Raw genomic sequence first — 14,596 nt, 5'->3', positions numbered from 1 at the left:
TGATCCCTCCACCTAAAGGCTTGAGCATGCGTAAATAAATAGCCATTAAATATGGTACCATATTTGCAAGCAATTATCATTATTCTATAGGCCAGCCTCCAATTGAGCAATTTCTATTCCTGCCAGCAGCACAATACCGATCCCATGCGTATCATTCAGCTGCCAATCGAGCTCTTCCTTATAGTACAATTTATTGAATGAATACCCCGAACCTCGGCAAACGCCATATACGTTGCCCTGCTTATCGATGCATGTTTCGGTTAGTCCTTCCCAGCCTTTTACAGACGCCTCCAAAAATAAGTCCGGCTCTTCCAGCCAGCCGTACCGAACCCCATGAGCAAAAGCGTAGATGAACATCGCCGTACAGGAAGCCTCGGCATATGATTCGCCGTCTGTCAGCACCTGATGCCACATCCCGTTTGCACTTTGCAGCTTGCGGTAGCCCTCGCTAAGCTCGCGATAAAATTCCAGCAGCTTCGGCCGAAGCTTATGCTCAAGCGGCATGATCGTTAGCAGCTCGGTCAGCGAGAAAATGACCCAGCCGTTCCCCCGTCCCCATGGCACGCCGTTCGGTTTGCCGAATTTATCATCGAACACATGATGCATAATCCCAAGCTCAGGGATAAATAGGCGCTCTTTATAGCGCAAAAATTGGGAGGCTGCATCGTCCAGATAACGCTCTTCTCCTGTAAGCTCGTAATACCTACATAGAAACGGGGTGCTCATATACAAATCATCACACCACATCGTATCCTTCATAAAATCGACCGTGCCGTGAGTCCGATAGAACGCTCCATCCGGCAGACGATCCTGTACAACAGCAATGTAATGGGCGATATGGGCAGCCGCAGCCTCCACGCCCAATAAAGGCCGCAGCTTATTCGCCGTCAGCATTGCGGCGCCAAAGGAGCCGCAATCGTCCAGGGAATCAATCAAGCTCAGCTGATGATTTAATCCCGGCGCCCCGTAACGTTCACGATCCCACTGCGCATAATCATGCCACTTGCTGCATTGCTCAATATGCTCTGCTGCATATTCTGTATAGTGCGGTGCAGACAGCGCCACTCCCGTTCTCAGCAGTCCATAGAGCGTCACTCCCAGAGGATAATTCCACCTGCCGTAGAGCGAACTTTCCAAATAAGGCCTGACCCAGCATTCAGGTCGATCCACCTGCCAATAGGTCGCTTCTTGCCCTTGCCCAAATAACCGATCCATGACTGGAATCTCCGCAGCCTGGGGCGCACTTTCCGCTGAAAACGCGCCAACATAGAGCCAGTTATCGGTCAGCCCTTCAATAGGATGAGGTTGCACAAACCGAAGGACGGCTCCTGGCGAAGCTGCAGATGTAATATAAGGCTCGTTAAATTCAAAGCCCCAATCTTCTCCACGGCAAGTGGACTCTACAACAACATCATGCCTCCCGAATCCGATGCTCTGCAGCGAAATATCGATCCGCCCATGGGTTTGAACATCGTCTTCCGATGCCAAACACCGCCTCTCCTCCATGCCGTGGAACACAAGCTTGCCACTGACATAAACGGCAATCTCTCCCGAGTATCGGCCTTCAAGCCGCAGATCAGCCCGCAATGCCCCGCGCAGCTCCAGCTTGCACCAGGCGAACGCCTTTGCTGCCGGCTTATTGCCGAACAGGCGGCGGAAGCAGCCGTTCCCAAGCTCCTCGGACAACCATTGCTCCTGCGGGTGCCATACGGTATATTCACCGCATTCATTTAAGCGGCTATGAGTGGGGACACCGTCGCGATCGAGCAGAAGGGCCTCAAAGGGATCGCAATGCGTCTGCTGTCCCTGCTCAGGGCGAAAATCCGGCTCTAGTCCATGCAAATTGCGCTTGCTCTCCCCCAGCCCGCAGTCTCTCCAACCTGGCAATGTGCGCCAGCGCGTCTGCTGCGGCTCGCTGTAAACCCAGCCTTCACATCCTCGCCCTGCGCTAGTGGGATTCAGGAAATGCAGAGGCGCTCCTTTGACACTGCCCGTACCGAAAATCCCTCCACAGCCCGTATCGGCCGCAACAAATTCCAAGACGATATCGTTGCGGCCTTTCCTTGTTTTTTCGCGAAAGAACGCTCGCCGATCCGGGAACACGTCATCGTTCAAATTCGATTGGAAGGCCAGCCTTCCGTTGATGTAAATTTTAACCGGGCTGTAGCAGCTGATCGCAAATGGCGTCTCGCCATCCCGTTCCGTCCACAGCATGCCCCATACATAGACAAACTGTCCGGCAGACAGCTCCGGCCATCGCTGCCTCAAGTTCATGTCGTAACGGCAATCCTCCAATCGGCGGAAGCCTCGGCGGGAATGAACCCGGTACACCAGCGGTTCTGGAGGATGCGCGCCGATATGGCGGCTGGCTACGGCAGCGAGCACCCGCTTCGTTTGCCCTGCAGCTTGTCTCGCTATTGAATCATGAGCCGGAAAATAACGCTGCATTCACTTCTCCCCCCGGATATAAAGTAGAATTGTACAAGCGCTTCGGATGGGGCAGTCGTACTCCGGACGGCGGCGCTGATAAGTCCGCACTTTCGCCGGCGTAGATCACCGCCAGTTTGTCGTCATAGATGACAACCTGCTCGGTTCCAAGTCCCAGCAGGTCGCCATGGACTGCATAGCCCTCGTGAGGAAACTCGGCTACGACGTTCTGGAAACCGTCATATAGAGCCGGATGCACGCCTCCTCCACGTCGATAGGCAAGAATGTAATCCGGCGCTCCTGCACGCCAGTTGCTTAATGTTTCAGCAATGGTCAACCAGCCGCTCGTCTTCCGCTCCTCCTTCCACAGCTCATTGCCTTCGTTATCGACTAAGAACAACGCATCTTTCCCCTTTAATCCTTTTCCGTCATCCTCGCGAACCATCCGATCCAGTCCGGCGATCTGAAGCCCTGGCAAATCAGGCCGGAATCTGCCCAGCGCGATATGCTGGGACTCGATCGAGCCCTCATATCTCCATCGCTCATGCCCGTCTCTGTCATACATGACAGTAACACTTCCGCCGATGACCAGCTCTGGTATGCCGTCGCCGTCCACATCTCCGACCCAAATGCAATCGGCATGGTCTTCAAGATCGCGACAGCTCCAGAGCACCTTGCCCTGATGATCGAGCAGATCGTAACCGGCCATCACCTCGTCGTAGCCATCGCCGTTCAAGTCGCTGGCCCATGGAAAATGCCCCACATTCCCCTCATGCGTCCAGAGCAGCTCAAAATTCCGGTTCAGCGCCCACAAGGTATGGTAGCGATCCTTGAGAATAATATCCGAAGCATGCTCGCCGCCGGATAGGTTCGCGATGATGATGCAGTCGTGCGCATGCGGGGACGGCAAGTCATGCACCTCTTTAATCTCTCCAGTAGCACCGTCTATAATATGAAACCGATCATTCATGACGCACAGCACTTCTAGACGGCCATCGCCGTCGATGTCATAAATTTGCGCCGGATAGTCCGAGCCCTGGCTTCCCGCTTCTTTACTGGGCTTGCCTTGCTGCCACAGCATGCTGCCATTTAAATCATAAGCCGTCAGGCACTGAACCTGGTGAGGGATGTAGCGCACATCCTGACGGTTATCCGGCTGGACGAGCAGCAGTTCCGCGCGCCCATTCCCGTTCAGGTCTCCGAGCAGCATTTTGCATCTCGGGCCGGAGGCGCTTATATCAATGCTCGCTAGTTGAAAGGTCTGCTGGTCGTGCTGATTTTGCTTATCATGTTGAATGGGCTCATTACGCTGGCTTTTTCCAGTTCCCATGTCCATACCGCTTCCTTCATAACGCTTCCCTACGGTGATAGCTGAATGCTTCATATCCCTCTCCCCTTCTCGTTCCCTTCCGCATTCTTATTCCTTCGCTTTGAACATCCTAAATCAATCAGATCAAATTAATCGTCAGATCAAATCTACCCGGCTTCCGCCGGGAACCTCAACGATTCTTCCATCCACATCCAGCCAAATCGGCAGCGCCCCCGGATTATGTACAAATTCCCGAGTCGCAGCGACCTTAAGCCATGTGCAAGCTTTCATATAGTCCACGATTTCAATGTTCGTCGCATACCAAATATCATCTCGCCCGCCAACCATTTCACAGAACTGCTCCATCAACTCCCAATTGTCGTCCTGATCGAACTCATAGCTATGACCCCAAACATACATTAAATAGAGGTACTGCCGCTTATGCAGTCCTACAAAAGTCTTCGCATGCTCCAGCAGACGGTCGTTATGATGGCAGGTGGCCCGCCATTCCAGCCAATCCTCTGGCAAACCGAACCCGCCATGCGTCGATTGCACCGTCCGCGCGTACTCGATCCCGAGATGCGGCAGCAGCTCTTTGATCCGCTCATTATAAGAGCCGTTGGGATAAGACATTCCCCGCACAGGTACGTTGAACAGTCGCTCCAGGTTCTTGCGGTCTTCGAGCACTTCTTCTACGACAAGTTCCATGGGGCAGCGCGCCAAGGTCGGATGCCGGACGGTATGTGCGGACACCTCATGGCCCTCATACAGCGCAACAGCCTCCGCCGCCGTGAGGCGATCCTCTCCTCCTAGCAGCCCTGAGTTAATATGAAAAGCTCCGCGCACACCGTAGCGATTAATAATCCCGACAAGCCTCTCATCCGCTCTTCGCCCATCGTCATAACTGAGCGTGAGTGCCTTGTGCTTTCCTTGTGGATAGCAAAAATAAATATTCGGCAATGCCATTACCTATTGTCTCCTCCTTCTGGCTGAGCCCCATATACGCTGAGCTCCGCATACTCTGCGATCAGCGGCGCCATCTGCCGGAAGCCCAGCTTCCCCCCGGCCAGGAGCGGCCCATATGCTGCGCCGTCATCCTCCCAGGAAAGCACTTGCAAGTCATTGATGGCAAACGTAATCGATGAACCCTTTTTCAGAATAAGCATGTGATAAAAGTCAGCGGCATCAGGAACTCCCGGAAGCGGATCCGCCCCTTGGGCAACCCTATGAAAGCCATAGCTCTTTCGTAAATTACAAGTATGAAACTGCCGTTCCTCCGACCACATTCGGCGAAAATACGATATATGAAAAGCATTCATCATCCCATGATGATACTGCTCGTATTCGCCCGTGCGTCGCGGCAACGACGGGTCGAATAAATCCTTCCCATCCGCTCCCTTCGCGCTAAAAAACAATATAGCCAGCCCAGGCTCCCGAATCGGTCGAAAGCGCCAGGAAATCGCAACATCCGCTGGCAGCTCTTCCGGACACCAAAATACCAGATTAGCCTTCTGCCCCTCGGCAGCGCTGCGGGCGCTCTCCATCCGAAATTCCGCCACATCCTCTGCCGATTGCAGCGGATTGGAATACAGCAGCTCCCACTCCTGGGGGATCAAGCCGCTTCTGTTGTTATTCACTAAAGCCACCTCCTCCGCCACTACAGCTTTACTGCCTTTTTCCTCATCACTGTTTATGCTTCTACTGCTGCTTCTGTTGCGCTTCTACTGCTGCAGCATTGCTTCTGCCTCTGTTTCTATTCCTAATTCTACACCTGCTCTTATTCCTGCTTCCCTCCCCCTTCTTTCTGTTCCTGCTCTTGCCCCGGTATCCGCGGAGGCAACTCATCGGCGATTAGCTCCAAGCTTATAATTGTGTTGATAGACCACTGCGACGCCTCATTGGTGTTCATCCAATCCACCTCCAGCAGTTCGTCCATATAAGTAACAGGTACAGCAGCCTTCTGCAGATTAATACGCGCAAAGCTGTTGCCGAGCAGAATCGCCCAGCACTGCGCCGCTGCCGCGGCATCCTGGCGATAAGATGCGCCGTATGCCGCAATCGCCGCACTAAGCACCGGATGCTCGAATCTCAGCTTATTGCGGCCGATTGCCCCATCCGTCAGAGCCAGCTTCTCCTCATCCGGCAAATTGTAGAACACCCCGAACTCGGCCAGCATATCCTCCCATTCAGGGTCTTCAAGCATGCCTGCCAGCTCGAACCAGACTTGCGGTCCGCCCATGCATATCGCTAAATGACGCCCCCAATTGTCATCGCCCATGCTCGTGAGAACTCCCGTTTTCGGATCGTAGCCATAGGTGGGGCCTGAGATGAGCCGAAAATTTGCGGCCTTGATACAATTCAGACCCGTAACAATTTTGTCCCGATATACCGTATCCTCGAAGCGCTCCCAGCGGGTCATCCAGTTAGAGCTGAACGCCGCCCAATCCGGGCCGACCCGGATATGTGTGGGATGCTCATCCTTTGGAAAATAAGCCCGCATCGGATCCAGCGCGACTGTGGAATAATCGGCATCCTTCACCTCGTCCAGAATGTCTCCGATTCGCTCATCAGCAGTCAAGTAGTAGTAATAGCGGTGCAGACCAGCCATCGCAATCCGCGCCTCCTTGCAGCCGCAGCCCCAATGCATCACGTTATGCCGCGACCCGAGTCCCGCGTATTCACCGAAGTGATAGACATCGACCTCGCTCGTATGCCGGGTCATCGCCTCGGCCATACGGAACACATCGGCCCGTCCAGAACGAAGGAACATCAGCCAGAGCCACATATTCGGGGCAAGCTCTGTATTCTGCCAAGCACAGCCGCCCAGGTCAAAATTCCATACATGCCTGACGGGATCATAGCTATGCATGAAATCGCCGTAGTCCCAGAAGCCGTACCACTTCCGTTGCTCCACCTCGGCCTGGTAAAAAGCAATAATGCCATCCAGCCGCTCCTCCAAATAAGCTTTCGCTGGCGTGCTTCGGTCGGGCAAGCTCCAAATGCCGAATGCGCCCGCTTCATGATAATAGGCCGGGTCGCAAACAAGCCGAGCAGGAGCAGCAGTCTCCTCCGCCATGCACCTAAGCTGAGCGAAATCCGGCGTCCCCCCCGTGCCCCAGATCATGAGCTCGCTCGTGTTCGCGATCCCATAGGGCGTAGCACGCAGCTCCTCGGCTCCCTCATAAGCCGACTCCACATGGGTCTTCGTGTCGTAATGCCTGAGATCCATGGCCTCCGCATCGGGAGACCAAAGCCATACGACGAGCCTGGCTTCATTCTCGGTCGCTGCATGAATTTCCATGCCCGAGGGAGACTTCTGCCAGAAGTCCTTAAGCCCGGCAGCAAGCCCACCCCGCTTGCCGCCAACATAACCGAGCCCCCCGGCCCTCTTCCCCTCCGTTGCCTTTACCCAACTGCAGCCATTCGCCGTACGCTTTGAAACTCGATAATGCTCGGAGCTGCCTTGCACGAGTCTATAGCTGTCCCAGGCTGCTGAATCATCCAACAGACCAAGAAAGTATGCATCCTGCTCCGGATCAAATTCAACCGTCCCGCCTTCAATCTGAGTGGTGTACAGCCTCTGATATCGTCCCTTTGTGCGGCGGGTATGAAGGGGCTTCGGCGATTCGCTGAATACGCCGCCCTCTCCGACAAACCTGACATGCCGATTGTACAATGCCCCCCGCAGAGGCACCGCAAAGGAAATGCCCAGCCCCTTAACAAAATCCTGATGTGGATTGCCATCGTAAAAAAAGGTATGCACCATGCGAATCGACGATAATCCAGCGTAAAAATACAGGCGGATGGTATACGGCAGCCACTGCCTTCCTCCCGCCGCCTCGGAATGATGCCTCCCGTCCAATCGAACCACGGCGCGAACCAGCCCGTGCTGCTCCACTTCAGCCCGCAGCGTGCTGCCAGTAAACTTCTCTTCCTTCAAGGTTCGTACGCCGGAGACCTCGCTTGCCTCTTCGCGGATGCATACGAGTTCCCCTCCGCTGCATACAATGGCATCCGATGGCGTCTGAATGATGCTGCGAATCAATCCCCGCCCCTGCTTATTCACCGTACAAACAATCACACCCGTATCGATTATGAAAGCATCCTCCGTCTCTTCGATGTTGACGCGAGCACCTGCTTCGGGCCCCGCTTCCCCCGAAGCAGCAACAGCTGCATGCGCCGTCCACTTCACGCTCCCATCCGGCCAGTAGGCTGTTGCCCAGCTTTGCAGCGGCAGTTTACTGGCAATGTCGGGATTCACTTGCACCGCCCATCCTTCATCCCCGTGCTTCAGAAAAAGCTCAGATAGCTCTCCCCGTTGCAACGCGCCTTTAGCCCAGGGAATTCCCCAAGTTACGCCGACAGGGATGGAGGATGGCTTCAACCACCGTAACCCTACCGATGTTTGTAAAGCCACAGGTTACCATCTCCTTCTTCTCCATGTACCCCCATTGTAGGCAGGGAGATATTTGCCGGCAATGAGACTTTCTTGATCCGCGGGAACGGCGGCCGAGCAGACTAATTTGCATATTTTCGACCGGTTTGGACTTTATTGCAAGCTTTAGTTTTCAATAAAGTCCAAAAAAAGAATCAATCCCATGGGGACTGACCCTTTCTATAGATTATGATGCATAAAGACGCTACTGGCTGAGCTCACGATAATGCGTCGGCGTCATCCCTTCCAGCTTCTTAAAAATTCGATTGAAATAGCTATGCTGATATCCTACCTGCTCGGCAATCTCGCTAATTCGCAATTTTGTTTCGCGCAGCAGTTCCTTCGCTTTACCCATGCGCAGCTCCGTTAAATAATCGATGAAGTTATCCCCCGTTACCTGCTTAAACGATTTGCTGAGAAAAAAAGAACTCGTGCCGATTTCATCCGCACAGCTATCCAACGAAACATCCTTCATATAGTTCTGCTGCAAATAAATCATCGCATGCTCAATCATGATCCTCACTTCGGCGTTGGAGCGTTGAGAGAGCTCCTTAAGATAAGGCGCTATGATCTTCTCTTTGAACCAAATCAGCATGAGCTCCGGCTCGCGAATTTGTGAAAGCGCCTCATACAGATTCATCCCCATAAACAGCCGCTTTGGATCGATTCCTGACTGCATAATCGCATGCTGGACATGGCCGAGCAAATGCAGCATCCCCTGCTGTACGTCGATGGCCTTTGCCCCTTTAGCCCTCAGCGCGTCCAGGAAATCCTCCAGCAAGCGGTAGGCATCCTCCTCCTGACCAGTGCGCATAGCTTGGATCAGCTCACGTTCCAAGGTAAACGAATACGTAGGCTCTGCCTCGTCCGTTCCGTCCTGATCCAGCCGCTCCATATCAATGATCTGGTTGTCATTGCTGAAAGGGCGGTAACTAGCCGCTTGTTTGACCTCTTCAAAAGTGAGCGGTATATCGGAGATGCTGGATACTGGGGCGCTGAAGGCTAGCGTCACCCGCATTTTCAAGATGACGTTAATCGTTCTTGTCAACTCTTCGCTAAAGCTGCGCATTTCGGCATCCGCAGAAGCATCATCCGGCACCACAAGCAAAATGCCCGCCGTCAAGTCGTGAAAATGAATCGTGTCGGATTGACTGAAGCGCTGCATAGCCAGCTCGCCGATAATGTTCACGGCCGCATAGGATACGAGCCCCTCATCCCCGCTTCTAAATTTCCCCTCAAGGCTCGTGATTCCCATCAGTTGGACATAAATGACGATAAAATGCTTATTCTCGACCTCCCACCTAAATCGCTCCATTCTGCGTCGCAGATCTTGTTCGGAATAAGCGTATAAATGCCCTTGCAGGAGCTGGTTTAGGAAGCTCTCCTTCACATGAGGAAGCTGCTCCGCCAGCTTGCGCTGCAGATCATGGCTCTCCCAGTGCAGGTTCCGCCATTGCCGTTCAATGAGCGTAAACTCGTCCTCCTGGCCCTCCGTCTTGAATTCCTCCGGCAGCAGTGTCTTGAACAACCGCTTAATTGGGGAATACATCCTCCTGGAAGCGAGCCAGGATAACAATGCCGCTAACAGCAATGCACTAAAGCTGATGATGAGGATGAGCTTGGAAATAAGCATGACCGGTGAAGTAATGCTTGTAATCGGCGAAGCGGATACATACGTCCACTCCGTGGAAATCCGCGAGAATTCCCCATATGTAACCGTGTAAGTCGCTCCATCCCACTCGAAGAAAAAGGAGGATCTCTGGCTTGGTTCCCGTTCCCTAATCTTCGCACGCAGCTCAGAGACGAAGGGCGAGTTCGAGCTGCTGCCGCCGGCAGAGGCAAATAAATCTCCCGTGTTCTGCACAAGAAAGGTCTCTCCCCTATTATAAGGAGTCATTGTCTTAAGCATATTTGCCACCTTCTGAGTATCCATCCGAATGAGCAATGCCCCAAAGGGCTGCTGGCTGCCGCCCGGAATATGATGCACCAGCGTGAGCTCCCTCACCTCCGGCATGGTTGGATCAAAAGCCCAATCCGTCCAATAGGTGCTTCGTTTCGTTCCGATCAGCTTGTCATACAGCACTGACACCGCCGAAGAATGAATTTCGCCATATTCAGGATTAAACAATAGCGGCTCCGATTCCTGCCCTGCCAAATAAAGCTCGACCTGCTTCACCATCGTATTCGAGCCCTGCATGACGACCAGCGTCTTCGTAATATCCCGCGACCGTTCGAAGTCCCGTTTGAAATCCAGTCCGTTCAAGCTATAGTCGAATTGGGGATCGAACGCCCAATGCGACAGCATTAGCTCCAAATTGGACAGCTGCTCATCGATATTCCTGGCCCGCTGCTCGATTTGCTGGTGATGCATCTGCAGCAGTTCGCTCTCCAGACGCCCGCCGACCATCCAATAGACGATCCCTCCGGTTATAATGCCAGGAATCGCAGACACTACGAGCATCATAATTAAATTGTTGCGATAATATTTCCCCTTGCAGCCAAAGCCCCCTACTGCACGCGACCACCATTTTGCTAAAATCCCCGTCTTCATTTCCTCACCAACCGAATCAAGGTATATACAAAATGTAAACGCATTCATACCAAATTACAAGCCCGCTTACAGAAAATGGGGCAATTGTCTTAGCGCTTTGTAAGCAAAGAAGCTGCCCGCGTAAAATCTATTTTTAAGATCTTACGCGGCAGCTAACGCTCGAATGAATGCTGCCTATGCCGATGCTTCTCTCGGGATTGTCTCTAGCGTTTCACTTGGCTGTATAGGTCATTCATTTCTGCGACCAGATCATCCCCACCGGTTTTTTTCCATACGTCGAAAGCCGACTTTAGGCCTGCTTCATCAATTTGTCCCACAATAAACTTGATGCGCGCATCGTTGATGACGTTATCAAGCTGCTGGCCCTTTTGTGAATAAACGGTGGAAATAAACGCTTCGGCAGGATTGGTTACAATGAATTCCTCGTTGGCCTTCTGTACTTCAGTCTGCTTGATGCGCAGCGGTGTCTGATTGACCTTCTTCGAACGATCCTCCGGAATAAAGCCAAGCATTTGGTTCAAGCCCTCCACCTCGGACTCCAGCTTCACGGTATCTTTGATCGGCTCGATGAACTCGCCGACTGCATTGTAATGTACACCCTCCTGGCCGAAACCGAGCAGCGTCTGCATATCCGGTTCATTCAACTGATCCAGGAAGCCGAGCACCCGCATCAGCTCCTCCTCGGTCTTCACAGAGGATTTAGGAATAGCCAATATTCCTGAAAAACCGGATGTCGGTAATGTCCGCAGCTTGCCATCGGTTCCAGTTACCCCGCCGATGACGTCGATATAATGACGATCCGGCTCATCTTTGCCGTCCTTCGCCAGAGCGGCGTGTATTTTATCGTCGATTCGTGCCCCGACGTCAACCACGTCCACGATAACTCCGGCTTTATTGTTGACAATCGGGTCTACCCATTTCGCGCTGTCCATAACGGCAAAATCGGAGTTGATCAGCTTTTCATCGTATAATTTCTTCATGAATTTAAGCGCTTCCACATATTCTGGATATTCATGCTCCGGCACCAGCTTCCCATCGGCCACCCCCCACTTATTCGGCGCGCCGAACCACAGCTTGATCGTGTCGAAACCGCTAGCCCACTGTCCCGTCCATTTTACAAGTACCATTCCATACGTATCGTTCTGCCCATTTCGATCGGGATCCTGCTCTTTGAACGCCTTGAGCATATTGTAGAAATCATCCACCGTCTGCGGCGTTTCCAGCCCAACATTGTCCAACCAATCCTTGCGAAAGGCAACCCCATTTCGGCCAAGTACCCGACCGCGGTAAATCCCGTAGTTTTTCCCTTCTATGGCGGAGTTCTCCATAATGACGGGATTGGCGCCGCTCAGATTCGGAAAATGCTGCAAATAAGGCCCGACCTCCCAGAACGCGCCGGATTTAGCCGCACTGACAAAGCTTGGCGCCTTCACGTCCCCGACGTAAATGATGCTTGGCAGCTTGCCGGATGCTAGTGTGATATTAAACTTATCTGCATAAGAGGCATTCGGCACCCATTCAAGATGAATGTTGCTGTTCGTTCTTTTCTCTATTTCCTCTACGACCGGCCCATCGTCCTTCGGATAATTCGTCTTGAAAATCGGCAGCATAATCGTCAGGTCAAGTGGGGATTGCTCCGCCTGCTCTCCCCCCTCATTGCCGTTGCTTTTGCCTGCGGAAGCCGAATTGGCAGTTGGTTCACTGGAATTACTGCCACAGCCAGCGATAACCACCATGATGGCAACAATTAACCATAAAGATAACCAGCGCTTCATACTTCCCATACTTGTTTGCCTGTTCATCCACTTATAACCTCCCTTAAAGTTCGTAAGCTTTCCATATTCTATATGGTAAAATCATCAGACTCCAAAGCCCTAAAGGAATCGGACGAATTTAACCCTTGATCGAGCCTAAGAGCACCCCTTTGGCAAAATGCCCCTGCAGAAACGGGTAGACGCACAGGATCGGAATCGTGCCAACCACGATGACTGCCATCTTGATGGATTGCTCTGGTGGCTGCACGAAGGTCGGATCCATAGAGCTCATATCCCCCGCCGACTGCGAGAGCATTACGATTTGCCGCAGCATGACCTGGAGCGGCCATTTGCTGGGATCATTGATGTAGAGCAAGGCCGAGAAGAAATTATTCCAATGTCCGACGGCGTAAAACAGCGTAAATGTGGCTAGCACCGGCTTCGAAAGCGGAAGCACGATCTTCCAGAGCAGACTGAGCTCGTTACAGCCGTCGATTTTAGCCGCTTCCTCCAGCCCCGGCGGCAGCTCCTGGAAGAAGTTTTTAACAATGATCAAATTAAATGCGCTGATAGCGCCGGGTAGAATAAGTGAGTTCAAGGTGTCGAGCAGATGCAGCTCGCGTATGACAAGATACGTCGGAATCATGCCCCCGCCGAACAGCATCGTGAAAATAACGAGGTTCAAAATCATGTTGCGCCCCATCAGGTTGCGCCGGGCCATCGGGTAAGCCATCGTCACCGTAAAGAATAGATTGACGATGGTGCCGATAACGGTCACATAAATCGAAACGCCGATGCTGCGCATAATGGTATCGGTGGAAAATATGAATTTATAAGCATCCAAAGAGAACGTCTTCGGGATTAGAAATACGGCTCGTTTGGTAATTTCCGCGTCTGTCGCGAATGAACCCGAGATGACAAATATAAAAGGCAGAATGGCCATTAATCCGAACATTGCGAGGAACACATAGTTGAACATGTCGAATATCTTCTCGCCCATGCTTCTGTATTGCTTGCCCACAGCATCTTCTCCTTTCTTAGGTCAAGACATGGTCAATAAAGGCCGGATTCACCGGATTTCTTAGCCAGCCAGTTGGAGCCAAGCACCAGTATTACACCGATGACCGATTTGAACAATCCAACAGCCGTACTATAGCTAAATGCCCCTTGCGTGATCCCGAGCGCATACACATACGTATCAAACACCTCGGCAACCTCGCGATTCAAGGCATTCATCATCAAATAAATTTGCTCGAACCCGTTATCCAAAATCGTTCCCATCCGTAAAATCAGCAGAATTACGATCGTGCTGCGAATTGAAGGCAGGGTAATATGCCACAGCTGCCTCCAGCGGCTGGCTCCATCAACGATAGCTGCCTCATATTGCTCTACGTCTACGCCCGCCAGTGCTGCCAGAAAAATGATCGTCCCCCAGCCGCATTCCTTCCAGATCGTCTGCAGAATAATGAGCGGACGGAACCAGTCCGGACTGGCTAGAAAGTCGATTTTTCTACCTGTAAACGCATACAGGAATTCATTGATCATTCCGCCTTCGGTCGTCAAAAACACATACGTCAGGCTCGCCACAATGACCATGGATATAAAGTGAGGTACATAGATCAGCGTTTGAACCGTTCTTTTGAACAAGGCCCGGCGTATTTCATTGAGAAGCAAAGCTAGTATAATCGGTGCCGGAAAGAAGAAGATCAAATTGTACAGGGACAGCACCAGCGTGTTGCGCAACAGCATAAAGAAATCAGGATTCTGGAAAAAGACCTTGAAATGCTCGACGCCTACCCACTCGCTTTTCCAAAATCCGATAAAAGGCTGGTAGTTTTTAAATGCGAGCAATATTCCCCACATGGGCACATATTTAAAAATTAGAAAATACAGCAAGCCCGGCAGCAGCAGAATATACAGCCACTTATCGCGCTTCAGGCGCTTCCAGCGGGTCTGTCGGTTGCCACTTAAGGCTTGTTTCGTCATAAGAATATCCGGCGCAGCCGATGGTTTCACCCCGTTCACCTCCAAATTGAGTCGTGAAGTTTGCAGCTTGTAATTCGATTTAGCCTCATTATGGGGCAGCCCTTATTTTCCAGCAATTAGACTTTCTTGAAGGC

9 protein-coding genes are annotated in these 14,596 nt (G+C 52.3%); all 9 read right to left on the bottom strand.

Annotated features, from left to right (window positions below):
- Nucleotides 1-84: 84 nt before the first annotated feature.
- Nucleotides 85-2,448, bottom strand: coding sequence for a glycoside hydrolase family 88/105 protein (locus CZ379_RS10600; protein WP_110931599.1), 2,364 nt, complete (start codon nucleotides 2,446-2,448; stop codon nucleotides 85-87).
- The gene (locus tag CZ379_RS10595; protein ID WP_234405033.1) at nucleotides 2,423-3,637 is read right to left on the bottom strand and encodes a hypothetical protein; all 1,215 of its coding nucleotides are present in this window, start codon (nucleotides 3,635-3,637) and stop codon (nucleotides 2,423-2,425) included. Before CZ379_RS10595 ends, CZ379_RS10600 begins: the two co-directional genes overlap by 26 nt.
- Nucleotides 3,638-3,892: 255 nt before the next feature.
- A complete protein-coding gene (locus CZ379_RS10590; RefSeq protein WP_110931598.1) occupies nucleotides 3,893-4,702 on the bottom strand; it encodes a polysaccharide deacetylase family protein in 810 nt (269 codons plus the stop codon).
- Nucleotides 4,702-5,373, bottom strand: a complete 672-nt coding sequence (locus CZ379_RS10585) for a DUF1961 family protein (RefSeq protein WP_110931597.1) — start codon at nucleotides 5,371-5,373, stop codon at nucleotides 4,702-4,704. The genes CZ379_RS10590 and CZ379_RS10585 overlap by 1 nt, the downstream gene beginning before the upstream one ends.
- 140 nt (nucleotides 5,374-5,513) lie before the next feature.
- Nucleotides 5,514-8,153 (bottom strand): exo-rhamnogalacturonan lyase family protein, encoded by a 2,640-nt coding sequence (locus CZ379_RS10580; RefSeq protein WP_110931596.1) that lies wholly within the window; start codon nucleotides 8,151-8,153, stop codon nucleotides 5,514-5,516.
- Nucleotides 8,154-8,376: 223 nt separating this feature from the next.
- A complete protein-coding gene (locus tag CZ379_RS10575) occupies nucleotides 8,377-10,722 on the bottom strand; it encodes a helix-turn-helix domain-containing protein (RefSeq protein WP_110931595.1) in 2,346 nt (781 codons plus the stop codon).
- A gap of 203 nt (nucleotides 10,723-10,925) precedes the next feature.
- Nucleotides 10,926-12,524 carry an extracellular solute-binding protein gene (locus CZ379_RS10570; RefSeq protein WP_110931594.1) on the bottom strand — a complete coding sequence of 533 codons (1,599 nt, stop codon included), beginning with the start codon at nucleotides 12,522-12,524 and terminating at the stop codon, nucleotides 10,926-10,928.
- Nucleotides 12,525-12,615: 91 nt separating this feature from the next.
- Nucleotides 12,616-13,497, bottom strand: coding sequence for a carbohydrate ABC transporter permease (locus CZ379_RS10565; protein ID WP_199925566.1), 882 nt, complete (start codon nucleotides 13,495-13,497; stop codon nucleotides 12,616-12,618).
- A gap of 32 nt (nucleotides 13,498-13,529) precedes the next feature.
- Nucleotides 13,530-14,462 carry an ABC transporter permease gene (locus CZ379_RS10560; protein ID WP_110934316.1) on the bottom strand — a complete coding sequence of 311 codons (933 nt, stop codon included), beginning with the start codon at nucleotides 14,460-14,462 and terminating at the stop codon, nucleotides 13,530-13,532.
- Nucleotides 14,463-14,596 lie beyond the last annotated feature (134 nt).

This window comes from Paenibacillus bouchesdurhonensis (assembly GCF_900155685.1).
GTDB lineage: Bacteria > Bacillota > Bacilli > Paenibacillales > Paenibacillaceae > Fontibacillus > Fontibacillus bouchesdurhonensis.
Note: the sequence above shows the minus strand (reverse complement) of the source record. Positions and strands in the feature narration are given on the sequence as shown.

Coding starts and splice junctions, on each gene's coding strand:
- CZ379_RS10590 (WP_110931598.1), bottom strand. CDS start 4,702: ATGGCATTGCCGAATATTTATTTTTGCTATCCACAAGGAAAGCACAAG.
- CZ379_RS10560 (WP_110934316.1), bottom strand. CDS start 14,462: ATGACGAAACAAGCCTTAAGTGGCAACCGACAGACCCGCTGGAAGCGC.
- CZ379_RS10595 (WP_234405033.1), bottom strand. CDS start 3,637: ATGCTGCTCGGAGACCTGAACGGGAATGGGCGCGCGGAACTGCTGCTC.
- CZ379_RS10570 (WP_110931594.1), bottom strand. CDS start 12,524: ATGAACAGGCAAACAAGTATGGGAAGTATGAAGCGCTGGTTATCTTTA.
- CZ379_RS10600 (WP_110931599.1), bottom strand. CDS start 2,448: ATGCAGCGTTATTTTCCGGCTCATGATTCAATAGCGAGACAAGCTGCA.
- CZ379_RS10575 (WP_110931595.1), bottom strand. CDS start 10,722: ATGAAGACGGGGATTTTAGCAAAATGGTGGTCGCGTGCAGTAGGGGGC.